We start from the raw sequence: 24,432 nt of genomic DNA on the forward strand, positions 1-24,432 counted from the left end.
CCTATGACACTGCAAGAGTTCCAGAACGATATCCGCGCGGGTATTCCCGACCGGTTGCCCGCCGCGAAGCCTTATGACAAACAAATCAACCATGCGCCCAAACGCAAGGAGATACTCACGCCCGAGGAAGAGGTGCTGGCTGTCCGGAACGCCCTGCGCTACTTTCCGGCCAAACACCACGCCGTATTGGCGAAAGAGTTTGCCGAGGAGCTGCGCAAGTACGGGCGTATCTATATGTACCGCCTGCGGCCCGACTACGAGATGTATGCGCGGCCGATCGACGAATATCCCTGCCGGTGCCGCCAGGCCGCCGCGATTATGCTGATGATTCAGAATAACCTCGATAAGGCCGTGGCGCAGCATCCGCACGAGTTGATTACCTACGGCGGCAACGGCGCCGTGTTCCAGAACTGGGCGCAGTACCGCCTGACGATGAAGTACCTGTCGGAGATGAGCGACCGCCAGACGCTGGTGATGTACTCGGGCCATCCGCTCGGACTTTTCCCGTCGCATCCCGACGCTCCGCGCGTGGTGGTGACCAACGGCATGGTGATTCCCAACTATTCGAAGCCCGACGACTGGGAGCGCCTGAACGCCCTCGGCGTGTCGCAATACGGCCAGATGACGGCCGGTTCCTATATGTATATCGGCCCGCAGGGCATCGTCCACGGCACGACCATCACGGTGATGAACGCTGCGCGCAAGCGTTTTACCGCCGACCGCCGGGATGCCCGGGGTATGCTCTTCGTTTCGTCCGGACTGGGCGGCATGTCGGGCGCACAGCCCAAGGCGGGCAATATCTCGGGCGTGGTGAGCGTCATCGCCGAAATCAATCCCAAGGCGGCGCAGAAGCGCTACGAGCAGGGGTGGGTCGACGAACTGCACGAATCGCTCGACGAACTGATTCCCCGTATCCGCCGTGCCTGTGCGGCCCGGGAAGTGGTTTCCCTGGCTTATGTGGGCAATGTCGTCGACCTTTGGGAGCGGCTTGCAGCCGAAGATGTTCCCGTAGACCTCGGTTCCGACCAGACCTCGCTCCACAATCCGTGGGCCGGAGGATACTATCCCGTGGACGTCAGCTACGAGGCTTCGAACAAGATGATGGCCGAGGAGCCCGCCCGTTTCCGCGAGTGCGTGCAGGAGTCGCTGCGCCGTCAGGTGGATGCCATCAACAAGCTGACCGCCCGGGGCATGTACTTCTTCGACTATGGCAATGCGTTCCTGCTGGAGGCTTCGCGCGCCGGGGCCGCCGTGATGGGCGAGGGCGGGCGTTTCCGCTATCCCTCCTACGTGCAGGACATCATGGGCCCGATGTTCTTCGACTACGGTTTCGGGCCGTTCCGCTGGGTTTGCACCTCGGGCAGGCCCGAAGACCTCGAACTCACCGACCGCCTTGCGGCCGAAGCGCTGGAGGAGATTCGTGCCACGGCGCCCGCCGAAATTGCCGGACAGCTCGACGACAACATCCATTGGATTCGCGAGGCCGGCCGCAACTGCCTTGTCGTCGGTTCGCAGGCCCGTATCCTCTATGCCGACAGCGAGGGACGCACCAAAATCGCGCAGGCTTTCAACCGGGCGGTTGCCGACGGACGCCTGTCGGCTCCCGTCGTGCTGGGCCGCGACCACCACGACGTGTCGGGCACCGATTCGCCTTACCGCGAAACGTCGAATATCTACGACGGTTCGAACCTCACGGCGGACATGGCCGTGCAGAACGTCATCGGCGATTCGTTCCGCGGCGCTACATGGGTGTCGATACACAACGGCGGCGGCGTAGGCTGGGGCGAGGTCATCAACGGCGGTTTCGGCATGGTGGTCGACGGTTCGGAAGATGCCGACCGTCACATCCGCGAAATGCTGCTGTGGGACGTCAACAACGGCATCGCACGCCGCAGCTGGGCGCGTAACGAGGGAGCCATGTCGGCCATCCGCCGCGAAATGGAACGCACGCCCGGGCTGCAGGTCACCCTGCCTAATGCCGCCGACGAAGAATTAATCCGTAACATATTAAAAGAAAACGAATAAACCCAGATTACCTTACATGGAACATCATCATATCTCCGCGGAACATCTTTCCGTAGACCGCGTCCGTGAAATCCTCGAACGCCGCCTCCCGCTGACCTTAAGCGACGATGCCCGCGCACGTATCGTCCGATGCCGCGAGTACCTCGACCGCAAAATGGAGAACCCCGAACGGCCGATCTACGGCATCACCACCGGCTTCGGCTCGCTGTGCGACATTTCGGTGGGATTCGACGAACTTGCCCGGCTGCAGAAAAACCTCGTGATGTCGCACGCCTGCGGCACCGGGGAGCGGGTGCCTTCGGAGATTGTGAAACTCATCCTGCTGCTCAAGATACAGTCGCTGTCGTACGGCCATTCGGGAGTCCAGCTCAAAACCGTGGAGCGGCTGATCGATTTCTTCAACCACGATATCCTGCCCGTCGTTTACCAGCAGGGGTCGCTCGGGGCCTCGGGCGATCTGGCGCCGCTGGCGCACATGAGCCTGCCGTTGCTGGGATTGGGCGAAGTGGAGTATCAGGGCGCCGTCCGATCCGCCGCCGGCGTGCTGGCGGAATTGGGCTGGCAGCCGATCGACCTGCAGTCGAAAGAGGGGCTGGCGCTGCTCAACGGCACCCAGTTCATGAGCGCCTACGGGGTGTGGGCGCTGATTCAGGCCCGTCGTCTGGGCGAGTGGGCCGACCGTATCGGGGCCCTTTCGCTCGATGCTTTCGACGGGCGTATCGAGCCTTTCTGCGATCAGGTGCATATGATTCGCGCCCATCGGGGACAGCTCACGACGGCCCGGAACATCCGCCGCCTGCTGGAGGGCAGCGAACTGATTGCCCGGAACAAGCAGCACGTGCAGGATCCCTATTCGTTCCGTTGTATTCCGCAGGTGCACGGAGCTTCGAAAGATACCGTCGACTATGTCGAAAGCGTGCTGACCACCGAAATCAACAGTACGACCGACAACCCGACGGTCTTTCCCGAGGAGGATATGGTCGTTTCGGCGGGCAATTTCCACGGACAGCCGATTGCGCTGGCGATGGACTTCCTGGCCATCGCCCTTGCCGAGCTGGGCAACATCTCGGAACGGCGTACTTACAAACTGATTTCCGGTGCGCGCGAATTGCCGAAATTCCTCGTCGCCAAGCCGGGGCTGAACAGCGGGTTCATGATTCCGCAGTATACCGCCGCGTCGATCGTCAGCCAATCCAAGGGGCTATGCATGCCCGCCTCGGTCGACTCGATTCCTTCGTCGCAGGGGCAGGAAGACCATGTGAGCATGGGTTCCAATGCGGCGACCAAACTCTACCGCGTGGTGCTCAACACCGAGCGGGTGCTGGCCATCGAACTGTTCAACGCTGCGCAGGCGCTCGAATTCCGCCGTCCGGCACGTTCGTCCGCGGCCATCGAGCGGATTGTGGCCGATTACCGCAAACGGGTGCCGTTCATCGACAACGACTCGGTGATGTACCCCCATATCGAATCATCCATTCAGTTTATCCGGACATTATGAGGCTTCTGGTAAAGAACATCGGTACGATTGTCGGTATCGAAACCGCCGGCTGCATGCGGCTGTGCGGCGAAGAGATGGACCGGCTGGAAACCTGCGACGATGCGTGGCTGCTCTGTGACGGCGGCCGCATCGCCGCATTCGGTTTTATGGAAACGCTGGGCGATATGGCCGTGGACAAGGTCGTCGATGCGGAAGGGGGGATGCTTTTCCCGTCGTTCTGCGATTCGCATACGCACCTGGTCTATGCCGGAAGCCGCGAGCAGGAGTTCCTCGACAAGATACACGGGTTGAGCTACGAAGAGATTGCCCGCCGCGGCGGGGGCATCCTCAATTCCGCCGATCTGCTGCACGCAACTTCCGAGGAGGAACTTTACCGGCAGGCGATGGAGCGTGTCCGCGAAATCGCCGCCAAGGGTACCGGAGCCGTGGAGATAAAGAGCGGTTACGGGCTTACGACGGCCGATGAACTGAAGATGCTGCGCGTCGTCCGCCGCATCCGCGAAACGGCGTCGCTGGCCGTGCGGGCCACGTTCCTCGGGGCGCATGCCGTGCCGCGCGACTATATCGGCCGGCAGGAGGAGTATGTGGAGCTGGTCTGCAGCGAAATGCTGCCTGCCGTGGCGGCCGAAGGACTGGCCGATTTCGTCGACGTGTTCTGCGACGAGGGTTTCTTTACGGTGGCGCAGACGGCCCGTATCCTGAAAGCCGGGCGCAAACTGGGGCTCCGGGCCAAGATACATGCCAACGAACTGGCCGTTTCCGGCGGCGTGCAGGTCGGGGTGGAGTACGACGCCCTTTCGGTCGACCACCTCGAACGCATGGGCGGGGAGGAGATTGCGGCCCTGCACGGTGCGGTGACTTCGCCGACGATGCTGCCCGGCGCGGCGTTCTTCCTCGGCATGAGCTATCCCCCGGCCCGCGAGATGATAAACGCGGGACTGGGCGTGGCGCTGGCCTCGGACTACAATCCCGGCTCGTCGCCGTCGGGCGATATGCGCATGGTCGTTTCGCTGGCCTGCATCCGCATGAAAATGACCCCTGCCGAGGCGCTCAATGCCGCGACGCTCAACGGGGCCTATGCCATGGGGTTGAGCCGCGACTACGGCTCCATTACGGCCGGCAAGGTCGCCAATTTCTTCATTACCGCGCCGATGCCGTCGGTAGCGTTCATGCCTTATGCCTATACCACGCCGCTTATCCGCCGCGTATTTCTTGCCGGCGAGGAGTTCGTGGCGTAGTTTTTGACCCCGAACGCATGTATGAGATTACTGATTATACTAATTGGCCTGGCGCTGTCCGGGGCCGTAAAAGCACAGGATATGAAGCCGTTGACACCGGAAGAGAAACGTGTGATTGTCGACAAGGGCACCGAAGCGCCTTTCTCGGGACGTTATTACAACCATAGCGAGCCGGGCGTGTACCGTTGCCGCCAGTGCGGTGCGCCGCTGTACCGCTCGCAGGATAAATTCGATGCCGGCTGCGGCTGGCCCAGTTTCGACGACCAGATACCGGGTGCCGTGAAACGTACGCCCGATGCCGACGGCCGGCGTACCGAAATCACCTGTGCCCGCTGCGGCGGCCACTTGGGCCATGTCTTTACGGGCGAGGGCTTCACGCCCAGGAATACGCGCCACTGCGTCAACTCCCTTTCGCTCGACTTCGAACCCGAAGCCAAAGCCGGGCAGCGGCTCGAAGCCGGACAAACAGGGATGCCGGGAACTGCCGCGCAGGCACCCGAACCGTCTGCGGCGCAGCCGAAAGGGCATACCGAAACGGCGATTTTTGCCGGAGGCTGTTTCTGGGGCGTGGAATACCTGTTGTCGAAGATTCCCGGCGTGCTGAAAGTCGAGTCGGGGTATACGGGCGGTACGACCGAAAATCCCACTTACGAGGAGGTTTGCAGCCACCGTACGGGACATGCCGAAGCGGTGCGTGTGGTGTTCGACCCGGCGAAAGTGCCGTATGAAAAGATAGCGCGCTTCTTTTTCGAAATCCACGATCCTACGCAGATCGGCGGGCAGGGCCCCGACCTCGGCGACCAGTATCGCTCCGAGGTATTCTATACGACGCCCGAACAGCAGCAGACCGCAGAAAAGCTGATTGCCCTGCTGCGGGAAAAGGGTTACGACGTTGTGACCGAAGTTACGCCTGCAGGCCGATTCTGGCCTGCGGAGGATTACCACCAGCGTTACTACGAGCATAAAGGTACGCTGCCGTACTGCCATTACTATACGAAACGGTTCTGATTACCGGCAGGCATGCCCGGCGTCCGATTTATGGGCCGGATAAAGTCTGCTGCCCGGAGGGTTTCGGACACCAAAATCCCCGCATAAAGCGGGGATTATTCGTTTCGGGCGTTTGCGGAAGGTGTTACCGATGCGGATTTACGGAGAGATTTCAACCGGGGGCGTGGTTGTAACCATGCCCTGCGGCGGTTGTTTTCCCGGAGCCTGCTATTCGCAGGGCAGACGGTCGATTTCGCCGTTCATGATGCGGGGCAGGTATTCACGTATCTTTTCGGCGGGCCAGTTCCACCATTGCAGCTCTTGCAGGCGTGCTGCCGTGTCGGCGTCGAAACGGGGCCGGATTGCCTTTGCCGGGACTCCCCCGACGATGGTGTAGGGCTCGACGTCCTTGGTGACGACGGCCCGTGCTGCGACGATTGCCCCGTCGCCGATGTGCACGCCCGCCATGACGACGGCCTCGTAGCCAATCCATACGTCGTTTCCGATGACGATGTCGCCCTTGTTGTCCCAAGCCGAGGTTACGTCCTTTTTGTCCAGTCCCCACTCTTCGAAGAAGAGCGGGAACGTGTAGTTCGCGAGGGAATGCAGCGTGTGGTTGGCGCTGTTGAACAGGAACCGGGCGCCGCAGGCGATGGAGCAGAATTTGCCGATTATCAGCCGGTCTTTGTTAATCGGGTAGTGATACAGGACGTTGTTCTTTTCGAATTGCGTCGGGTCGTTCACGAAGTCGTTGTAAATCGTATAGTCGCCGACTTCAATATTGGGGTTGTCGATGACGGAGTTCAGGTAGATTGTCTGGCGGTCGTTTGTGCGGGGATAGGTTTTCGTATTCATGGTGTGGGGTTTCAGTCGGTTTTTACGGTGATGATGTCGTTCCAGTCGGTCGTGTAGCTGCGTGAGAGGTGCTCGCGGGTCATTTTCAGCGGGCCGAATCCCTGCGAGGCCACCACGATTCGGTTGCGGCCGTAGGTGCGGTTCGCTGCGTCCAGAGCGTCCATCAACCGGGCGTGCCTGGCCCGGTCGACCGGGTCGAACAGGTCGGTTTGCAGTCCCGTGCGGGACGAGATCTCCGAGAGCATTATTCCGGCTTTCTTGTAGCCGTAGCCCTTGCGGAAGATTCGCTGCAGGGCCTGCGTGGCGAGCGGAACCAGCTCCAGCGTATCGTCCGTAGCCATGATGGGGCGTATCGTTTCGCTTTCGAAGTACTGCGGCAGCTCCTCGCGGTGGCGGTTGGTGAGGATGTAGACCGTCAGTTCGCCGCAGAGGCTTTGCTGGCGGCGCAGTTTTTCGGCGGCCATCGAAGTGAAAGCGGCTACGGAGGTGCGAATGTCCTCGTATTCGGTCAGTTCGTGTGCAAAGCTGCGCGATACGGTGATTTGCTGCTTGGCCGGCGGTGCGTTTTCGAAGTCGATGCATGCTTCGCCCTGCAGCTCTTTCCACGTGCGCAGGCCCGTAACCCCCATTCGGCCGCGCACCCATGCTTCGGGACGCTGCGTGAAGTCCCATGCCGTCTGTATGCCTGCGCCCTGCAGCATGCGGCGGTGCTTGCGCCCGATGCCCCATACGTCCTCGATCGGGAATTTGCGAAGTACTTTTTCGATATCCTGCGGGCGATACATCAGGCAGGCCCCCTGAAGTTTGGGGTAGTGCTTGCAGAGTTTCGACGCGATTTTGGCCAGTGTCTTGGTCGGGGCGATGCCGATGCTCACCGGGATGCCCGTATTGCGGCGCACCGTGCAGCTGATACGGTGCCCCAGATCTTCGAGCTGCCCGATGCCGATACCCCGCAAATCGAGGAACGCCTCGTCGATGGAGTAGACTTCGGCGGCGGGTACCATGCTCCGCAGCGTCCAGATAACACGCCGCGACATGTCGCCGTAGAGGTTGAAATTGCTCGAAAAGACGGCGATACCGTACCGTTTTTCGAGGTGTCGTATCTGGAAATAGGGGTGTCCCATGCGGATGCCGAGCGCTTTTGCCTCGTTCGAGCGTGCGATGACGCAGCCGTCGTTGTTCGACAGCACGATGACGGGCTGCCCCTCCAGTTCGGGACGGAATACCCGTTCGCACGAAGCGAAAAAGTTGTTGCAGTCGCAAAGCCCGTACATCGCTACTCCACGTATATCATCTTTTTGGTCATGCCTCCGTCGATGACGAGGTTCTGGCCATCGATGAAATCGTTGGCCGGATCGGCGAGGAACAGGCAGGCGCGGGCAATGTCACCGGGCACGCCGACACGCCCCGAAGGGTGCTGGCGACGGTCGCGCTCCGTGAGTTCCCCGAAATTGCCGTTGTCTATCCATCCCGGGCTGATGCAGTTGACCGTGACGTTATATTCCGAAAACGACAGTGCCAGCGCATGCGTCAGTGCTACCATGCCGCCTTTCGATGCGGCGTATGCTTCGCTGCCGGGCTCGCTTTGCAGCCAGCGCGTCGAAGCGATGTTTATAATCCTGCCGTACAGCCGTTTCCCTTCCGGGGTGTTGCGCCGTGCGGCCATATGCTGTGCCGTAACGAACACGGGCCGCAGGTTCACGGCCAGTATCCGGTCGAATTGTTCGGCAGCGGTGTCCGCAAGCGGTGAAAATTCGCTGATTCCGGCATTGTTGACGAGGATGCCGATCTCCCCGAAGCGCTCGCAGACGGCATCGAACACTCCGCGCAGCGCTGCTGCGTCGGCTACATCGGCAGGGTAGAACGCCGCCCCGGTATCGCGGGCTGCGGCCTCGCCCTGCATGCGGTCGAGATCGCAGAATGCCACCCTGGCGCCCGCCTTGCGGAACGCCTCGACGATGCTGCGGCCGATGCCGTGCGCACCGCCCGTGACGAATACGCATTTGTCCTTGAAATCGTTCATGGCGAATCAGATTTTTTTGATCGAATAGGTGACCACTCCCCAGACTGCAAAGTTGCGGTCGCGGCCGACCTCTATCGGTTTGTAACGTTTGTTTGCAGGGACGAGGACAATCCGGTCGGGAGCGATTCGCACCCGCTTGAGGGTGAATTCCCCGTCGAGGAAGCAGACCGCCACGCAGCCGTCGAAGGGCTCTGCGGACTTGTCGACAACCAGCAAATCGCCGTCGGCGATGCCGTCATCCTGCATGCTGTCGCCCGCGACCCGTGCGAAGAACGTTGCCCCCGGATTGCGGATTAGCGCCCGGTTCAGGTCGAGCGAAGGTTCGAGGTGGTCGTCGACCGGCGAGGGGAAGCCTGCCGAAACGCCGCTCGTCGCCATCGGGAGCTCGGCCTCCGTCGTGGTGTCGGGCCGTATGAATTGAAGTCGTATCTCTTCTGGGTTGTCCATCCGGTTGTTCATAGTCCCTGCAAAATTGCAAAAAAAATCGGGCATATCCGCGCTTCGGGTCAAGAAATATGCCTGGGTTGTCCGATGTCCCGCTACAGTCCCGTAAGTGCTCCTGTGGTTCGGTCGGACATTGAATAGCCATTCATCGTCGTATCGCGTTTGAAGAACAACGACCGAATGCCGTGACTGTAAGATGCATACCCGTGTGTTTTGTTGTTATGGCGGAATTTTCCTGTCGGCGCGCGGTTTCAGCCCGGGATATATTTTTTACCTTTGTATCCGGAAATCCGGTTTCATGGAACGTGTAAAAGGTATTCTCTATGCGGCGCTGTCGTCGTCGACTTTCGGACTGGCGCCGCTTTTCACCCTGCTGCTGCTCGCTGCGGGGTATTCTTCGTTCGAAGTGCTTTCCTATCGCTGGGGCGTAGCTTCGCTGTTCCTGGGCGGCCTCGGGGTGTTGTCGGGCCGCAGTTTCCGCCTGATCCGCGGGGAGTTCGCCACGGTATTTTTTTTGAGCCTGTTCCGTGCCGCCACGTCGTTGAGCCTCGTTATCGCTTACCAGCATATCGCCAGCGGCGTTGCGTCGACCATTCATTTCATGTATCCGCTGGCCGTCGCCCTTGCGATGATGTGTCTATTCCGGGAAAAAGGCTCCATGTGGGTCTTTGCGGCCATCGGCATGTCGATCGTCGGTGCCGTGCTGCTCTCGCTGGGCAATATCGACTTCACGCAGGGCAATACCGCATTGGGCATTGTTTCGGCTTCGGTTTCGGTCGTTTCCTACGGCGGCTATATCGTCGGTGTGCGAAAGAGCCGTGCCGTGGAGATTGATTCCACGGTGCTGACCTGCTATGTGATGGGATTCGGGGCCCTCTATTTCATTGTCGGCGGGCTCTTCACGGGAGGCATCCGCCTCGAAACCGACGGCACGACATGGCTCTGTATCCTCGGCCTTGCGCTTCCCGCCACGGCCGTATCCAATATGACGCTGGTGCAGGCCATCAAGCGCATCGGCCCCACGCTGACCTCGATTTTCGGGGCAATGGAACCGCTAACGGCTGTCGTTATCGGCGTGGCGGTGTTCGGCGAGCCTTTTACAATGCAGGGAGCTGCCGGCATCCTGCTTATCGTCGCCGCCGTCAGCATCGTTATCCTGCACAGCGGCCGCCGGAAGCCTGAAACAATGCGGCGGACAAAATAGGAGCGGGGGTAAATCCGTTTATATCGTATGATTATCAGTGCCAGCCGCCGGACGGACATTCCGGCATTTTATGCGCCGTGGTTCTTCAACCGCCTGCGGGAAGGATATGTCCTCGTGCCCAATCCGTTCAACCCGTCGGCAATCAGCCGCGTCAGCCTCAATCCGGATGTCGTGGACTGTATCGTATTCTGGACGAAAAACCCTGCGCCGATGCTTCCGCGCCTCGGGGAGCTCGCCTCGTATAAATACTATTTCCAGTTTACGCTGAACCCTTATGGAACCGACATCGAGAGGCACCTGCCGCCGCTTGCCCGGCGAATCGAAATTTTCAAACGCCTGTCGGATAAAATCGGGCGCGAAAGGGTGGTATGGCGCTACGATCCGATTCTGACGAACGAAAAATACGACGTGAATTTCCATTGCGAGGCTTTCGACCGAATCGCACATGCCCTGCGGGGGCATACCGAAACCTGCATGCTGGGATTCATCAACCATTACCGCCATATCCGCAGCGCGCTCGGGGCCCTCGGCATCGGGGCTTTGCGCCGGGACGAAATCGAACGGATGGCCGTATCGTTCCGGCAGTCGGCCCTGAATGCTTCGATTGCCCTGAATACCTGTACCGTTAAGATCGACCTGCAGCATCTGGATATTCCGGCGGGTATGTGCATCGACGGCAGGCTAATCGAGCGTATTGCAGGCTATACCGTTTCTGCGAAAAAGGATAAAAACCAGCGGCAAATCTGCAACTGCCTCGAAAGCATCGACATCGGCACCTATGAGAGTTGTCTGAACGGTTGTGTCTATTGTTACGCGATTAAGGGGAACTATAATACGGCCCAATACAACCGCTGGAAACATGAACCCGAATCCCCGCTGATGCTCGGGCATGTCGAAGAGGGCGACGTGATTCGGGATCGGGCGATGAGGAGCCTCCGCAGCGGCCAACGCACGTTGTTTTAGCCGGGATGCTGTATGAAGTTGAAATGCCGGGACTGCTTTGCACAGCCCGGCATTTTTCCGGTGCGCCTCCCGCTTTGCCGCGGGGAAGCCCTGTTGTCCGAACTCCTTCGGATTATTCTTCCAGACCGCGCCGCAGCCTTTCGAGCCCTTCGGCGAGCAATTGCCGCGGGCAGGCAATATTCAGGCGGATGAAATTCCGGCCTGCCCCGCCGTACATCGCGCCGGGATTGATACGCAGCTTTTCCCGTTCGAGCAGCCGGGTTTCGAGCTCACCGGACGTCAGCCCCGATGCCGAACAGTCGACCCAGACCAGGTAGGTTCCCTCCAGCGGCAGTACGGGATACTGCGGCAGGTGCTTCCCGAAATATTCCCGCAGGAAACGGTAATTTCCGGCGAGGTATTCGTTGAGCGCATCGAGCCACTCCGCGCCCTCGTTGTAGGCTGCAATCAGGGCGGCGATGGCCAGCGGACCTATTTCGCCCGTTTCGTTGATGTCGAGCGAACGGTCGATTTTTTCCCGCACCGCCTTGTCTGCGGCGAAGATATTGGCGACCTGCAGTCCGGCGAGGTTGAACGCCTTGCTCGGGGAGGCGCAGGTGACAGACCGGTGCAGGAACTCTTCCGACAGCGATGCGAACGGCGTATAGCGGTAGCCCGGCATTACCAGCTCGCAGTGTATCTCGTCGGCTACGATGAAAACGTCGTTGCGCAGGCATATCTCCCCGATGCGCCGCAGTTCCTCCGGCGACCATACGCGCCCGGCCGGGTTGTGCGGGTTGCACAACAGCATCAGCTTCACCCGCGGATCGGCGGCTTTACGCTCCAGGTCGTCGAAATCGGCCGTATAGGTGCCGTTGCGGTAGAGCAGTTCGCTTTCGGCCGTTTCACAACCGCTGTTGCGAATCGAGATAAAGAAATGGTTGTATACCGGAGTCTGCACCAGCACCTTGTCGCCCGGACGGGTCAGGGCTTTGATGATGGCCGACAGGGCCGGAATGACGCCCGTGGTGTGGAGTATCCACTCCGGTCGGAGCTGCCAGTCGTGCCGCCGTGCAAACCAGCCGACAATGGCGTCGTAGTATGCCTGCGGAGCCTTTGCATAGCCGAAAACGCCGTGCTCCACCCGTCGCCGCAATGCCTCGGCGACAGCCGGTGCCGTGCGGAAATCCATATCTGCCACCCACATGGGCAGTATCCCGGGGTCTTCGTCCAGATCCCACTTGATTGAATTTGTCCCGCGGCGCGGGATTATTTCATCGAAATCGTACTTCATATTGTTTACAATACGCAGGACATGTCCCGGAAGTTTCACGGATGAGTCGGAAAGTTTTCTGTGGCAACTGGAAATGTGCGGCAGGATGTATGAAAAGAAAAAACCTGCAATTCGAATTGCAGGTTTTTCGTCATTCGACTTCTGTCGTTTTGCGGTGCGTAGGGGACTCGAACCCCTGACCCCGTGCGTGACAGGCACGTATTCTAACCAGCTGAACTAACGCACCTTATTGCTGATTGCGAATGCAAAGGTAGTACAAATTTTTTTATCTCCAAATATTTTTTTCACTTTTTGAAGAAAGAAAATTGCACGCTTCCGTAACTCCTTAATTGCCAGAACTCCGGTCTGTAGGAAAAATCCATTTTTTTCGAGTGCTCGAAAATGAAAATACCCTCCGGACGCAGCAGGTCGCCTTCGAGAACCAGATTTACGACCTGTCCGCTCTCCTCCAGATCGTAGGGAGCGTCTGAAAAAATGATGTCGAACTGTTTGGCACAGCTTTTCAGGTAGAGGAACACGTTCGCCTTTACGGCATAGAGGTTCGTAATGCCGAGCTGTGCCGCCGTTTGCCGGATGAAGTTGTAATGCACGGCGTTGATTTCCACGGCCGTGACGCTCCGGGCTCCCCGCGAGGCGAATTCGTAGCTTATCGAGCCGGTGCCTGCAAAGAGGTCCAGTACGTCGCATTCGTCGAAATCCACCAGGTTGCCGAGCACGTTGAAGAGGTTCTCCTTGGCGAAATCGGTCGTCGGACGTGCCCGCAGGTTACGTGGCGGGTTGATGGCCCGGCCCTTGTATTTGCCGCTGATTATTCGCATGCGATTTGTTTGAAATAGACGTTCAGCAGTTTACGAAGGCGCTTGTAGTTGTCGCGGGCTATCTGCAACTCGTATCCGCCGAGCTTGAATTCGCTGCCGAGCCGCTCGAAACAGTAGAGTATGTCTGCCTCTTCCTGTGCGGGGAAGACCCCGGCAAAGCGCAGTTTTCCCTCCCATACCTTTATATATAGCAAGCCCGCCGTGTGCCGCATCCATACCGTGGGTGCGGCGGCTGACAGCCTGTGCAGCAGTGGGGTGGTGTAGCGTGCCCGCGCCCCCAGTTTTTCGTCGACCATGCGTTTTGTTTCGTTGTTTACGGCCATCACCGCTATGATCTCCTGCTGCGGGTCGCTCCATACGGCGCACTCCCCGTCGGCCGGGGTCATGCCGTTTGCGGCGAGCAGCTCGGCAGCTATGCCGGTGTCGAACACTTCGGCCGGGACGAGCATCGTCCGCGGCGTCAGCACCTCCACCTCCACCGGGGCGTCGCCCGGAAATTCCCCGTCGAGCGCCGGCGCTGAAAAAGAGTGTCCATCCAACGCAAGCTGAATGGACACTTTCTGTATGGTTTGCGGAGTGTTACTCCCAGTTGCCTGCTTCATTGTTCGCTGCTTCCATCGAGCCGAACTTGACGCCCGGATAACGGTTGAAGTTGTTGATGTCGTCGTCGATCTGGTTGATGATTTCCTGACGGTATGCCACCGTGTCGAGGAACAGTTTATACGGTGCGCGGCACTCCACGATAGGCACCGTTACGCTCGAAGCCACAGCCGTGCCGGCCTCCATGATGAACTGTGCCTGCTTGTCGGTGGTGGGGATGTAGCGCAGATCCTCGACATCCTGACGCGAAAGGCGCTTGGGCGAGAAAATGGTGTCGATTACGGCGATCTTGAATTTCTCGATGTTCTTTTTGCCCATCTTCTTGAGCTGTGCCATGGCAACCGAGTCGTCTTCGTCGACGATCTTGCGCTCCAATTCGAGCGTGTCGGTCAGGATGAACGCAGCCAGCGTATCGAAGCTGCCTGTAAAGCGCTGGTATTTCGACTTGAATGCGCGCTGTGCAGTGCGGATGTCCTTGATGCGGTCGATTACCTTGGCTTTTTTGGCTTTCAACTCATTTTCGAACTTGATCGGGGTCGAAATCTGGTCGTAGATAACGTAGACCAGCGCCACGATAACTACCGCAAGAATGATTTGAGCAATTTTTTTCATTTTTTAAGCTATTCTAATATTTGTTGTTAATTTTGTACAAATTTAAAAACCGCATGTTCAGCACACGTATTGCGACCCAAATTTACGCTAAAATTTGTTTTGAAACAACTTCTGGGCAAAAAAAAATCATAGAAAAGTTGTCCGAATATATCGCAGACGACGATTTTTCGCGGATTTTCGTGCTGAACGGGTATGCCGGCACAGGTAAGACGACGCTGATTGCCGCGCTGGTCGGTGCGCTTAAGGAGTTGAATATCAAACCTGTGCTCCTTGCACCGACGGGGCGGGCGGCCAAAGTGCTGGCTCAATATGCTCAAGAAAAGGCGCTTACAATCCACAAACGCATCTACCGGCAGCGTACGAATGCCGATTACGAATCGAAATATTCGCTCAACTTCAATACGGAAAAGGGGGCGGTCTTTATCGTCGACGAGGCCTCGATGCTCTCCGACGGCTCGGGCGACGGGGCGCTGTTCGGCAGCGGTTCGTTGCTCGAGGATCTCGTGCAATATGTGCGCAGCGGCCGGGAATGCCGGCTGATTCTCGTCGGCGACAGCGCTCAGCTGCCGCCCGTTGGGGCCGATTGCAGTCCGGCGCTCGACCCCGCTTCGCTCGCGCGGTTCGGCGATGTGGAGTATGCCGCGATGGACGAGGTCGTGCGCCAGGAAGCCGAGTCGGGTATTCTGTTCAATGCCACGCTGGTGCGCTGCATGCTCGAAAACGGCATCTACGAGATTCCGCATTTCGATATGGATTATCCCGATATCGAGGCGGTCGAGGGCGGGGAATTTCTCGAAAAACTGCAGGACTGCTATGCCAGATACGGCCGGGGCGAAACCATTGTCATCACCCGCTCGAACAAGCGCGCGAATCGCTATAACGAGGGGATTCGCCGCAATGTGACCTATGCCGAGGAGGAGATCGAGAGCAACGATATGCTGATGGTGGTGAAAAATAACTATTACTACACGGAGCATACCGAGAATTGTCCGATGCACTTCATTGCCAACGGTGACATCGCGCGGCTGAAACGGCTGCGCCGCTACGAAGATTTCTACGGGTTTCGTTTCGCTGACGTCGTACTCGAATTTCCCGATTACGAGGATGCGGAGATCGAATGCAAGATACTCCTGGATACGATTGCTTCGGAATCGCCGTCGCTTACGCGCGAGGAGTCGACGCGCCTTTTTTATGAGGTGGAAAAGGATTACCTCGACCTTAAAAGTAAACTGAAACGCTTTAAGGAAATACGTGAAAATCCGCATTTTAACGCGCTTCAGGTGAAGTTTTCCTACGCCGTTACGTGCCACAAGGCGCAGGGCGGGCAGTGGAAGGCGGTTTTCGTCGACCGCTGCCTGTTCGGCGACGAGCCGATGACGCGCGACATGCTGCGCTGGCTCTACACGGCGCTGACGCGTGCCACGGATAAATTGTATCTTGTAAATTTCGACAAAGAATTCTATGAATAGCGAGCTGCATCCCCTCGAACCTTTCCTGCCTGCGAATGCCCGTGTGCTGATGCTGGGCAGTTTCCCTCCCAAGCGCATCCGGTGGTCGATGGAATTTTTCTACCCGAACCTGCAGAACGACATGTGGCGTATTGTAGGCTATCTCGCCACGGGTGACAAGTCGCATTTCCTGATGCCCGGCGGCCGGAAATTCGACAAGGAACGTATCGAGGCGTTCTGTTGTAGCCGCGGAATCGCACTCTATGATACGGCTGTCGAGGTTATAAGGCTGAAAGACAATGCTTCGGATAATTTTCTTCAAGTCGTGCGCGAAGTAGACCTCACGGCTTTGCTGGCGCGTATTCCCGCATGCCGGACGATTATAACCACCGGCCAGAAAGCGACCGATACGCTGCGTGCGATTACGGGCTGCGGTGAGCCTGCAGTGGGCGACAGCGTCGGGTTCGAGTATGCCGGGCGGAGCATGCGGCTGTGGCGCATGCCCTCTTCGTCGCGGGCTTATCCGCGTCCGGTCGAATGGAAAGCCGAATTTTATCGCAAAGTGTTTGAAATGAATGAAATTCTGTAATATACGGTTTTGCGTCGTGGTAAAAAATAAAAAAATAAATTCCTGTTCCGGCTTGGCGAAACGGTCAAATTCCGTTATCTTTGTATGAGAATTACATACAATTTTTTATTGTGAACGCAGAAAAGAAAATAGAGAAAAAATATGTCGAAACGCCGCTGATGAAGCAGTATTATTCGATCAAGGCGGTGCATCCCGATGCCATCCTGCTCTTCCGTGTGGGGGATTTTTACGAAACTTTCGGCGACGACGCTATCAAGGCCAGCGGCATACTGGGCATTACGCTTACGCGCCGGGCCAACGGGTCGGCGACCTATGTCGAGTTGGCGGGCTTTCCTTACCACGCCATCGACACCTACCTGCCCAAGCTGGTGCGGGCGGGCGAGCGCGTCGCCATCTGCGAGCAGCTCGAGGATCCCAAACTGGTGCGGGGGCTGGTCAAACGCGGCGTCATCGAGCTGGTTACGCCGGGCGTCGTTCTGGGCGACAACATATTGGCCAACAAGGAGAATGCATTCCTCGCGTCGGTTTATTTCGGACGGCAGAGTACGGGCGTGGCATTCCTCGACATTTCTACGGGCGAATTTTATGTGGCCGAAGGCCCTGATAACTATATCGACAAACTCATCTCGAACCTCGCTCCCAAGGAGATTATCTACCAGCGCGGCTACGAGGATCGTTTTTCGGACGCTTTCGGAACCAAGCATTATACTTACCGGCTCGACGAGTGGGTCTTTTCTGAGGAGGTCAACCGGGAGAAACTCTGCAAGCAGTTCGGCACCCGGTCGCTCAAGGGTTACGGCGTCGACCACTTTACGAGCGGTGTTTCCGCTGCCGGGGCCATTCTGTATTACCTCGAGTTCACCGAGCACCGCGATATTGCGCACATCACGTCGATTTCGCGCATCGACCAGGACGACTATGTCTGGGTCGACAAGTTCACGATTCGCAACCTCGAACTCTTTTCATCGAACGGCGCACGTGAGAAATGCAGTTTCGCCGATGTTATCGACCGTACGCTTACCCCGATGGGCGGCCGCCTGCTGAAGCGGTGGATTGCCATGCCCATCAAAGACCCGGTGCAGATTAACAAGCGATTGGACGTCGTCGAGCGGTTTGTCAAGGACGCCGACCTTGCCGATACCGTGCGCGAGCAGGTGGCTTTGGTCGGCGATATGGAACGGATTGCATCCCGTATCGCTGCAGCAAGGGTGACGCCCCGTGAACTGGTGCAGCTGAAAAATTCGCTTTTCGCAATCGAGTTGCTGAAAGCGGCGCTCGAATCGACCGACGACGAACAACTGCATGCGCTGGCCGCGCAGGTCGACCTGCTGACGGAGGTGCGCGACCGCATTGCCCGCGAGATATACCCCGATCCGCTCAACAACCAGATACAGAAAGGCGGCGTGATTGCCGACGGCGTCGATCCCGAACTGGACGACCTGCGCCGCATCGCACTCCACGGCAAGGATTACCTTGCCCGCATCCAGCAGCGCGAGAGCGAAACGACGGGTATCCCGTCGCTCAAAATCAGCTACAACAACGTTTTCGGTTATTATATCGAGGTGCGCAACGCCCACAAGGACAAGGTTCCCGAAACGTGGATACGCAAACAGACACTCGCCAATGCCGAGCGTTATATTACCGAGGAGCTGAAAGAGTACGAGGAGAAAATCCTCGGCGCGGAGGAGAAGATGCTGGTGATCGAACAGCGCATCTATGCCGACATTATCGCGGCGATCAGCCGTTCGCTGGCTGTATTGCTGCGCGACGCGGCCGTCGTGGCGCGTATTGACTGCCTGCAGTCCTTTGCGCGCATCGCCTGCGAGCGCCGCTATGTGCGTCCCGTGCTCGACGACGGCAAACGCATCGACATCCGCCAGGGCCGTCATCCGGTTATCGAAACCTTGATGCCCGTGGGGGAGGAGTATGTTCCCAACGATGTGATGCTCGACGACAAGGAGCAGCAGATTATGATGATTACGGGCCCCAATATGTCGGGTAAGTCGGCCTTGCTGCGGCAGACTGCGTTGATTATCCTCATGGCGCAGATGGGCTCGTACGTGCCTGCCCGCTCGGCGCACATCGGTGTCGTGGACAAAATTTTCACGCGGGTGGGAGCTTCGGACAATATTTCGCAGGGCGAGTCGACCTTTATGGTCGAAATGCTCGAGTCGGCCAGCATCCTCAATAACATTTCCGACCGCAGCATCGTGCTGCTGGACGAAATCGGCCGCGGTACGAGCACCTACGACGGTATTTCGATTGCGTGGGCCATGGTCGAATACCTGCACAACCACTCGACGGCGCATGCCAAGACGCTTTTCGCCACGCATTACCACGAATTGAACGAGATGGAGCAGATGTGTCCGCGCGTGAAGAACTACCATGTGAGCGTCAAGGAGATGGGCAATACGATTGTTTTCCTGCGTAAACTCGAACGCGGCGGCACGGAACACTCGTTCGGTATCCACGTGGCCCGTATGGCCGGTATGCCGATGTCGGTGGTGTCGCGTGCCGATGAAATCCTGCGCAACCTCGAACTGGTGTACGGCAACAACGAGATTGTGCCGAGCCGCAGCCTCAAGAGCCGCGGCAAGAAACCCTCGCCTTCGGTCAGGGAGGCGGCCGAAAGCGGCGCCCCGCAGAACATGCAATTGTCGATGTTCCAGTTGGACGATCCCGTGCTGGTGCAGATTCGCGACCAGATCAAAGGACTCGACATCAATGCCCTGACCCCGATTGAAGCGCTCAATAAACTGAACGAAATCAAGAAGATAACCGGAATATGATTAGGCGTTGCTGCAGGTCTGCCGCCGCCTTGTTGTGCGGTGCGGCCTTATTCGGAAACGCTTCGGCCCAGAGCCCGCAGATGCTGCGTAAACTCAAATCGAAATACGACGTCGTCTGGCCTGCGGACTGCGGTTTGATGATGGTCAACAAGGGTGGCCAGCGCGTTCCCGACTGGCGCCGGAAATCCAATGGCAGGTTCGGTTTTGTCGATACGCTTGGGCAGGTCGTCGTGCCGCCGGTCTATGACTATGCTTCGCGTTTTTTCAACGGGCACGCTATTGTCGGCATGAAAAACGACTCGGGCAAGCTCCTTTCGGGCCTGATCGACCGCACCGGCCGGGTCGTCGTGCCGCTGGAGTGGGAGCACTTGGGGAATGTCCGCGACGGGGTCTGCGTGGCCTATAACGGCGAGGGCAATGAGCGTGTCTTTTCGCTGGTCGACACGCTCGGCAATGTCCGCCGGCTCGAATATAACTATTGCGACGATTTTTCACGGGGACTGGCGCGAGTCGGCGTCGGCACATATGTAGAGAATGAGAAAGTGCCCGGCCGCAAACCGTCGGGGTATGAATTCCAAGGAAAATTCGGGTATATAACGCCCGACGGAGAACCGGCCATTCCCGTGCAGTTCGACGAAGCCGGCGATTTTGCGTCCGACGGGCTGGCGCCGGCCGGCATGCAGGGTAAATACTATGTCAAATGGGGGTTCATCGACAGGTCGGGGCAATTTGTAATTCCCTGCGATTTTTACAGTGTCGGATCGTTCCAACATGACCGGGCCGTTGTGTGCCGGGTCGTCGAGGGCGGGAAACTCGCCTACGGGTTTATCGACCGCAGTGGAAAAGAGGTTGTCCCCTGCCGCTTCGATACGGCTTCCCCTTTTAATTTTCCCAATGCGTGGGTGGGAGTGTTGAATAACGGGGAGTATGTTTATGCCCTGATAGACCCCGACGGCAATGCCGTGCTGCCGTTCGCCGTGGTAAATTTGCAGGACGGTGGAAAATACGGACAGGCCGCCGCTGCAATCGTCATGGAAGACGGCAGCAGGCGCTACGGAATCGTCGGCAACGACGGGAAAATCATTTTACCTTTCGAGTACGATCATGTGTCGATTTTCTCGGGATGGGACGAGGAGAACAACCGCTGGCAGGAGAGCGCCATGGGTAAGAAAGACGGCGTGGAATTCAGTTTCGATATTTCCAAGCGGGACGAGTAGGCTGGGCGCTGTCGATTCCCGCGCTGCATAGCCTTGATTTGCCGGATGCCGCGCATGGATCTCCGCATCTTCTGAAACACTCCCGACCTGCCCGCTAAATATAACTCCCCGGCGCATTCGCGCCGGGGAGTTTGTTTTCGGCCGGTTGTACCGTCTATTCGTTGCGGGCGATCAGCGAACTGATGTTCTGAATCAGCATCGACACGGCTACCGAGTTGAAGCCGCCCTCGGGGATAATCACGTCGGCATATTTTTTCGACGGCTCGACGAACTCCTCGTGCATCGGCTTTACGGTCGAGGTGTACTGCGTGATGACCGACTGCATCGTGCGGCCGCGTTCGCAGACGTCGCGCAGGATACGCCGTGCGAGGCGGATATCGGCATCGGTGTCTACGTATACCTTGATGTCCATCAGGTCGCGCAGCTCCTTGTTTTCGAAAATCAGGATGCCGTCGACGATGATTACTTTCGAGGGCTTGACGCATATGGTTTCCGATGTCCGGTCGTGCTCGACGAACGAGTAGACCGGATGCTCGATGGGAACATTTTCCTTGAGCGCCTTGATGTGGTCCACCAGCATCTGCGTATCGAACGCCTGCGGATGGTCGTAGTTGAGTTTCGTACGCTCCTCGTAGGTCAGTTCGGGGTGGGCTTTGTAATAATAGTCATGGCAGAGCGTCACGACGTCGTCGCCCACGAAAGCTTCCTGCAGTCGTTTGACGAGCGTTGATTTTCCCGAGCCGGTGCCTCCGGCGACTCCGATTACGGTAACTTGCATAGTGTCGGTTGGTAATTGGTTATATAAAAAAGGATTGCTCCTTTTCTGCAAGGGCAATCCTTTTCCTGTCGGTTATGCGTCGATATTGGCGTAATGTGCGTTCTTTTCGATGAATTCGCGGCGCGGCGGCACTTCGTCGCCCATCAGCATCGAGAAAATACGGTCTGCCTCGGCGGCATTTTCGATGTTGACCTGGCGCAGGATGCGCGTGTCGGGATTCATCGTCGTTTCCCACAACTGGTGGGCGTTCATCTCGCCAAGACCTTTGTAGCGCTGTATGTGCACGCCTTTGCCGAATTCGGCGGAGATGGTGTCGCGCTCCTTTTCAGTCCAGCAGTAACGCTCCTGTTTGCCTTTCTTCACGAGGTAGAGGGGCGGGGTGGCGATGTAGATATGGCCGTTCTCGATCAACTCTTTCATCTTGCGGAAGAAGAACGTCAGCATCAGCGTCGCGATATGGCTTCCGTCGACGTCGGCATCGGTCATGATGATGATTTTGTCGTAGCGGAGCTTTTCGAGGTTCAGCGCCTTGCTGTCCTCCTCGGTGCCGATCGTCACGCCCAGCGCCGTGAACATGTTCTTGATCTCCTCGTTCTCCCACATGCGGTGTTCCTGCGCCTTTTCGATGTTCAGGATTTTACCGCGCAGCGGCATGATGGCCTGGAAATTACGGTCGCGGCCCGATTTGGCCGTGCCGCCTGCCGAGTCACCCTCGACGAAGAAGATTTCGGCAATCGAGCGGTCGCGGCTCGAACAGTCGGCGAGCTTGCCGGGCAGGCCGGCGCCCGAAAGCACCGTCTTGCGCTGCACCATCTCGCGGGCGTGGCGTGCCGCATGGCGTGCCGTGGCGGCCAAGATGACTTTCTGCACGATGGCTTTGGCGTCCTTGGGGTTCTCCTCCAGGTAGTGGCCCAGCGCCGCGGACATCGCCTGGTCGACGGCGGCCGAAACCTCGTCGTTGCCGAGCTTGGTTTTGGTCTGCCCCTCGAACTGCGGTTCCTGCACCTTTACCGAAACCACGGCTGTAAGGCCCTCGCGGAAGTCGTCGCCGTTGATGTCGAATTTCAGCTTGGCGAGCATGCCCGAATCCTCGGCGTACTTCTTGAGCGTGCGGGTCAGCGCGCGGCGGAAACCCGTCAGGTGCGTACCGCCCTCGATGGTGTTGATGTTATTTACATAGGAGTGCACGTTCTCCGAGAACGAGTCGTTGTACTGCATGGCCACCTCCACCGGGACGCCGTTTTTCTCGGTGTCGAGGTAGATGATTTGGTCGATAATCGGCGTGCCGCGCGTAGCGTCGAGGTACTGCACGAACTCCTTGAGTCCCTCTTCCGAGTAGAAGTGGTCTTCGCGGGTATTGCCTTCGGCATCCGGGCGCTTGTCGTAGAGATTCAGGCGGATGCCCTTGTTCAGGAACGCCAGTTCGCGCAGGCGGTTGGCCAGGATGTCGTATTTGTATTCCGTCGTGAGCGTGAAGATGCTGCCGTCGGGTTTGAAGGTCACGGTAGTACCGCGGTCCGAGCATTCACCGACGATTTCGACCTGCGATGTGGGAGCGCCCTTGCTGTAGGACTGGCGGTAAATTTTGCCCTCCCGGTGGATTTCCGCAATCAGCAGGGTCGACAGTGCGTTTACGCACGATACGCCCACGCCGTGCAGACCGCCCGAAACCTTGTAGCTGCCCTTGTCGAACTTACCGCCGGCATGAAGCACGGTCAGCACGACCTCGAGTGCCGAGCGGCCCTCCTTTTCGTGGAAGTCGGTCGGGATGCCGCGGCCATTGTCCCTTACGGTGATGGAGTTATCCTCGTTGATTGTAACGTCGATATCCGTACAGTAGCCGGCCAGCGCCTCGTCGATCGAGTTGTCGACCACCTCGTAGACCAGATGGTGCAGACCTTTCTCACCTATATCGCCGATATACATGGCGGGGCGCTTGCGCACCGCTTCGAGGCCCTCGAGGACCTGAATATTCGACGCGGAATATTCCTCTTCTTGCTTTTTTACGTTTTCTAATTCGGTACTCATCTGTTGTCTTTAAAATATCGTACAAATATACGAAATATTTCCGAATAATCCAATAGTGTGAAAAACCTTTCGGGAGGATTTTCGCGTCGTTTCGGCGCGTTTTTTCGCTGTCGGAACGCCGGATGGCCATTCCGTGATTCCCGCGCCGCAGTAACTCTGAGCCGACAACGATTCATTCGGTTTTTTGCGCGATTAAGCACCCGGCGCACGGGCAGGGGGCTGGATGGCCGGGCTTGTTGCAATAGACTGCGGAGTTTATCCCAGTTCCGCCTTAAGGTCTACTTCGCGGATTTTCCCCTGTGAAAAGAGAATCGCTCGTGCCGGGTGGTTTTCAATCAGTGCGGTGTTATGCGTGGACATCACCACGGCGCAGCCGCGGTCGGCGATCTCCTGAAAGAGCTGCATGATGCCCTCGGCCGTCACCGGGTCGAGGTTGCCTGTGGGTTCGTCGGCCAGCAGCACCTGCGGATTGTTCAGCAGGGCGCGCGCGATAACCAGCCGCTGCTGCTCGCCGCCCGAAAGTTCGAACGGCATCTTGTAGCTTTTGGCCCCCAGGTCTACGAGCTTGAGCACCTGGTCGATGCGCTCGCGGATTTCCTCCTCGCGTTTCCAGCCCGTGGCTTTCATGACGTAGTACAGGTTCATGAATACGTTGCGGTCGGTCAACAGTTGGTAGTCCTGGAATACGATGCCGATTCTGCGGCGCAGGTAGGGGATGTCGCGGCGTTTGAGGCGGCGCAGGTCATATCCTGCCACATGCCCCTCGCCAGCAAGTAGTTGCACTTCGGCGTATAAAGTTTTGAGTAAGGTGCTTTTTCCGCTGCCGACGCGTCCGAGCAGGTAGACGAATTCCCCCGGCGATACGCACAGGTCGACATCCGAAAGTACCATTTCGCCCCGCTGTATCAGTTTGTCGGCCGAGGTGTTGCCGAACGGGTTGTCTGCGTGGTAGATTGCTGCGTTTTTCAGCCTTACGACGTATTTTTCGCTCATGGTTCCGGTCGCTGAATAATTTTCCCAAAGGTAGTCAAAATATCCGTACC

21 protein-coding genes and 1 tRNA gene are annotated in these 24,432 nt (G+C 58.0%); 10 read left to right on the plus strand and 12 right to left on the minus strand.

Translation table 11 applies throughout. The features are described 5' to 3' along the window. Positions 1 to 3 precede the first annotated feature (3 nt). From QZT71_RS02845 to QZT71_RS02860, 4 genes are all read left to right on the plus strand, one after another. Positions 4 to 2,025, plus strand: coding sequence for a urocanate hydratase (locus tag QZT71_RS02845; RefSeq protein ID WP_295912179.1), 2,022 nt, complete (start codon positions 4 to 6; stop codon positions 2,023 to 2,025). A 16-nt stretch (positions 2,026 to 2,041) separates the two neighbouring features. After that, on the plus strand, positions 2,042 to 3,523 hold the full coding sequence (hutH, locus tag QZT71_RS02850) for a histidine ammonia-lyase (protein ID WP_295912182.1): 1,482 nt from the start codon (positions 2,042 to 2,044) through the stop codon (positions 3,521 to 3,523). Beyond that, the gene (hutI, locus tag QZT71_RS02855; RefSeq protein ID WP_295912186.1) at positions 3,520 to 4,761 is read left to right on the plus strand and encodes an imidazolonepropionase; all 1,242 of its coding nucleotides are present in this window, start codon (positions 3,520 to 3,522) and stop codon (positions 4,759 to 4,761) included. Before hutH ends, hutI begins: the two co-directional genes overlap by 4 nt. Before the next feature lie 81 nt (positions 4,762 to 4,842). Next, positions 4,843 to 5,769: a bifunctional methionine sulfoxide reductase B/A protein gene (locus tag QZT71_RS02860; protein WP_295912189.1), complete on the plus strand. Its 927-nt coding sequence runs from the start codon at positions 4,843 to 4,845 to the stop codon at positions 5,767 to 5,769. Positions 5,770 to 5,976: 207 nt separating this feature from the next. On the opposite strand, the gene QZT71_RS02865 is transcribed toward QZT71_RS02860, so the two are convergent. The 4 genes from QZT71_RS02865 to QZT71_RS02880 are packed head-to-tail and all read right to left on the minus strand — an operon-like array spanning position 5,977 to position 9,085. Continuing rightward, positions 5,977 to 6,603, minus strand: coding sequence for a CatB-related O-acetyltransferase (locus tag QZT71_RS02865; protein ID WP_295912190.1), 627 nt, complete (start codon positions 6,601 to 6,603; stop codon positions 5,977 to 5,979). Positions 6,604 to 6,614: 11 nt separating this feature from the next. Beyond that, on the minus strand, positions 6,615 to 7,877 hold the full coding sequence (locus tag QZT71_RS02870; RefSeq protein WP_295912192.1) for a Y-family DNA polymerase: 1,263 nt from the start codon (positions 7,875 to 7,877) through the stop codon (positions 6,615 to 6,617). 2 nt (positions 7,878 to 7,879) lie between these two features. Further along, positions 7,880 to 8,626 (minus strand): SDR family oxidoreductase, encoded by a 747-nt coding sequence (locus QZT71_RS02875; RefSeq protein ID WP_295912194.1) that lies wholly within the window; start codon positions 8,624 to 8,626, stop codon positions 7,880 to 7,882. 6 nt (positions 8,627 to 8,632) lie between these two features. Beyond that, positions 8,633 to 9,085, minus strand: coding sequence for a LexA family transcriptional regulator (locus QZT71_RS02880; protein ID WP_295912196.1), 453 nt, complete (start codon positions 9,083 to 9,085; stop codon positions 8,633 to 8,635). A 283-nt stretch (positions 9,086 to 9,368) separates the two neighbouring features. Here QZT71_RS02880 and QZT71_RS02885 point away from each other — a divergent pair, with 283 nt between their 5' ends. Together QZT71_RS02885 and QZT71_RS02890 are read left to right on the plus strand one after the other, a co-directional pair. Continuing rightward, entirely contained in the window at positions 9,369 to 10,274 is a 906-nt protein-coding gene (locus QZT71_RS02885; protein WP_295912200.1) for a DMT family transporter, read from the plus strand. Positions 10,275 to 10,301: 27 nt separating this feature from the next. Then, a complete protein-coding gene (locus QZT71_RS02890) occupies positions 10,302 to 11,237 on the plus strand; it encodes a DUF1848 domain-containing protein (protein WP_295912202.1) in 936 nt (311 codons plus the stop codon). A 112-nt stretch (positions 11,238 to 11,349) separates the two neighbouring features. Here QZT71_RS02890 and QZT71_RS02895 read toward each other — a convergent pair whose 3' ends face one another. From QZT71_RS02895 to QZT71_RS02915, 5 genes are all read right to left on the minus strand, one after another. After that, complete coding sequence (locus tag QZT71_RS02895; protein WP_295912206.1) at positions 11,350 to 12,510, minus strand: MalY/PatB family protein; 1,161 nt, start codon at positions 12,508 to 12,510, stop codon at positions 11,350 to 11,352. A 152-nt stretch (positions 12,511 to 12,662) separates the two neighbouring features. After that, a tRNA-Asp gene (locus QZT71_RS02900) sits at positions 12,663 to 12,736 on the minus strand. Positions 12,737 to 12,794: 58 nt separating this feature from the next. Further along, complete coding sequence (locus tag QZT71_RS02905) at positions 12,795 to 13,328, minus strand: RsmD family RNA methyltransferase (protein WP_295912208.1); 534 nt, start codon at positions 13,326 to 13,328, stop codon at positions 12,795 to 12,797. Beyond that, positions 13,319 to 13,885: a hypothetical protein gene (locus QZT71_RS02910; protein WP_295912210.1), complete on the minus strand. Its 567-nt coding sequence runs from the start codon at positions 13,883 to 13,885 to the stop codon at positions 13,319 to 13,321. The genes QZT71_RS02905 and QZT71_RS02910 overlap by 10 nt, the downstream gene beginning before the upstream one ends. Before the next feature lie 22 nt (positions 13,886 to 13,907). Further along, complete coding sequence (locus QZT71_RS02915) at positions 13,908 to 14,540, minus strand: hypothetical protein (RefSeq protein ID WP_295912211.1); 633 nt, start codon at positions 14,538 to 14,540, stop codon at positions 13,908 to 13,910. A gap of 53 nt (positions 14,541 to 14,593) precedes the next feature. Here QZT71_RS02915 and QZT71_RS02920 point away from each other — a divergent pair, with 53 nt between their 5' ends. From QZT71_RS02920 to QZT71_RS02935, 4 genes are all read left to right on the plus strand, one after another. Continuing rightward, positions 14,594 to 16,009, plus strand: coding sequence for an AAA family ATPase (locus QZT71_RS02920; protein ID WP_295912213.1), 1,416 nt, complete (start codon positions 14,594 to 14,596; stop codon positions 16,007 to 16,009). After that, a complete protein-coding gene (locus QZT71_RS02925) occupies positions 16,002 to 16,577 on the plus strand; it encodes a uracil-DNA glycosylase family protein (RefSeq protein WP_295912215.1) in 576 nt (191 codons plus the stop codon). Before QZT71_RS02920 ends, QZT71_RS02925 begins: the two co-directional genes overlap by 8 nt. Positions 16,578 to 16,735: 158 nt before the next feature. Next, positions 16,736 to 19,366 (plus strand): DNA mismatch repair protein MutS, encoded by a 2,631-nt coding sequence (gene mutS / locus QZT71_RS02930; protein ID WP_295912416.1) that lies wholly within the window; start codon positions 16,736 to 16,738, stop codon positions 19,364 to 19,366. Positions 19,367 to 19,446: 80 nt separating this feature from the next. Then, positions 19,447 to 20,583 (plus strand): WG repeat-containing protein, encoded by a 1,137-nt coding sequence (locus tag QZT71_RS02935; RefSeq protein WP_295912217.1) that lies wholly within the window; start codon positions 19,447 to 19,449, stop codon positions 20,581 to 20,583. A 154-nt stretch (positions 20,584 to 20,737) separates the two neighbouring features. Here the strand turns inward: QZT71_RS02935 and udk are convergent, their stop codons facing one another. The 3 genes from udk to QZT71_RS02950 form a co-directional block, all read right to left on the minus strand. Next, positions 20,738 to 21,361: a uridine kinase gene (gene udk, locus QZT71_RS02940; protein ID WP_295912219.1), complete on the minus strand. Its 624-nt coding sequence runs from the start codon at positions 21,359 to 21,361 to the stop codon at positions 20,738 to 20,740. 72 nt (positions 21,362 to 21,433) lie between these two features. After that, a complete protein-coding gene (gene gyrB / locus QZT71_RS02945; protein WP_295912222.1) occupies positions 21,434 to 23,389 on the minus strand; it encodes a DNA topoisomerase (ATP-hydrolyzing) subunit B in 1,956 nt (651 codons plus the stop codon). A gap of 255 nt (positions 23,390 to 23,644) precedes the next feature. After that, positions 23,645 to 24,382 (minus strand): cell division ATP-binding protein FtsE, encoded by a 738-nt coding sequence (locus QZT71_RS02950; protein ID WP_295912225.1) that lies wholly within the window; start codon positions 24,380 to 24,382, stop codon positions 23,645 to 23,647. Positions 24,383 to 24,432 lie beyond the last annotated feature (50 nt).

Origin of the sequence: uncultured Alistipes sp. (genome assembly GCF_902388705.1) — a bacterium.
In the GTDB taxonomy this organism is placed as follows: Bacteria; Bacteroidota; Bacteroidia; order Bacteroidales; family Rikenellaceae; genus Alistipes.

Bases quoted from the DNA above. Each gene is read 5' to 3' on its own strand.
- hutH (WP_295912182.1), top strand. From the start codon at position 2,042: ATGGAACATCATCATATCTCCGCGGAACATCTTTCCGTAGACCGCGTC.
- QZT71_RS02885 (WP_295912200.1), top strand. From the start codon at position 9,369: ATGGAACGTGTAAAAGGTATTCTCTATGCGGCGCTGTCGTCGTCGACT.
- QZT71_RS02865 (WP_295912190.1), bottom strand. From the start codon at position 6,603: ATGAATACGAAAACCTATCCCCGCACAAACGACCGCCAGACAATCTAC.
- udk (WP_295912219.1), bottom strand. From the start codon at position 21,361: ATGCAAGTTACCGTAATCGGAGTCGCCGGAGGCACCGGCTCGGGAAAA.
- QZT71_RS02895 (WP_295912206.1), bottom strand. From the start codon at position 12,510: ATGAAGTACGATTTCGATGAAATAATCCCGCGCCGCGGGACAAATTCA.
- QZT71_RS02875 (WP_295912194.1), bottom strand. From the start codon at position 8,626: ATGAACGATTTCAAGGACAAATGCGTATTCGTCACGGGCGGTGCGCAC.
- QZT71_RS02905 (WP_295912208.1), bottom strand. From the start codon at position 13,328: ATGCGAATAATCAGCGGCAAATACAAGGGCCGGGCCATCAACCCGCCA.
- QZT71_RS02920 (WP_295912213.1), top strand. From the start codon at position 14,594: ATGTTCAGCACACGTATTGCGACCCAAATTTACGCTAAAATTTGTTTT.
- QZT71_RS02925 (WP_295912215.1), top strand. From the start codon at position 16,002: ATGAATAGCGAGCTGCATCCCCTCGAACCTTTCCTGCCTGCGAATGCC.
- QZT71_RS02880 (WP_295912196.1), bottom strand. From the start codon at position 9,085: ATGAACAACCGGATGGACAACCCAGAAGAGATACGACTTCAATTCATA.
- QZT71_RS02860 (WP_295912189.1), top strand. From the start codon at position 4,843: ATGAAGCCGTTGACACCGGAAGAGAAACGTGTGATTGTCGACAAGGGC.
- QZT71_RS02915 (WP_295912211.1), bottom strand. From the start codon at position 14,540: ATGAAAAAAATTGCTCAAATCATTCTTGCGGTAGTTATCGTGGCGCTG.
- mutS (WP_295912416.1), top strand. From the start codon at position 16,736: ATGAAGCAGTATTATTCGATCAAGGCGGTGCATCCCGATGCCATCCTG.
- QZT71_RS02890 (WP_295912202.1), top strand. From the start codon at position 10,302: ATGATTATCAGTGCCAGCCGCCGGACGGACATTCCGGCATTTTATGCG.
- QZT71_RS02870 (WP_295912192.1), bottom strand. From the start codon at position 7,877: ATGTACGGGCTTTGCGACTGCAACAACTTTTTCGCTTCGTGCGAACGG.
- hutI (WP_295912186.1), top strand. From the start codon at position 3,520: ATGAGGCTTCTGGTAAAGAACATCGGTACGATTGTCGGTATCGAAACC.
- QZT71_RS02845 (WP_295912179.1), top strand. From the start codon at position 4: ATGACACTGCAAGAGTTCCAGAACGATATCCGCGCGGGTATTCCCGAC.
- QZT71_RS02950 (WP_295912225.1), bottom strand. From the start codon at position 24,382: ATGAGCGAAAAATACGTCGTAAGGCTGAAAAACGCAGCAATCTACCAC.
- QZT71_RS02935 (WP_295912217.1), top strand. From the start codon at position 19,447: ATGCTGCGTAAACTCAAATCGAAATACGACGTCGTCTGGCCTGCGGAC.
- gyrB (WP_295912222.1), bottom strand. From the start codon at position 23,389: ATGAGTACCGAATTAGAAAACGTAAAAAAGCAAGAAGAGGAATATTCC.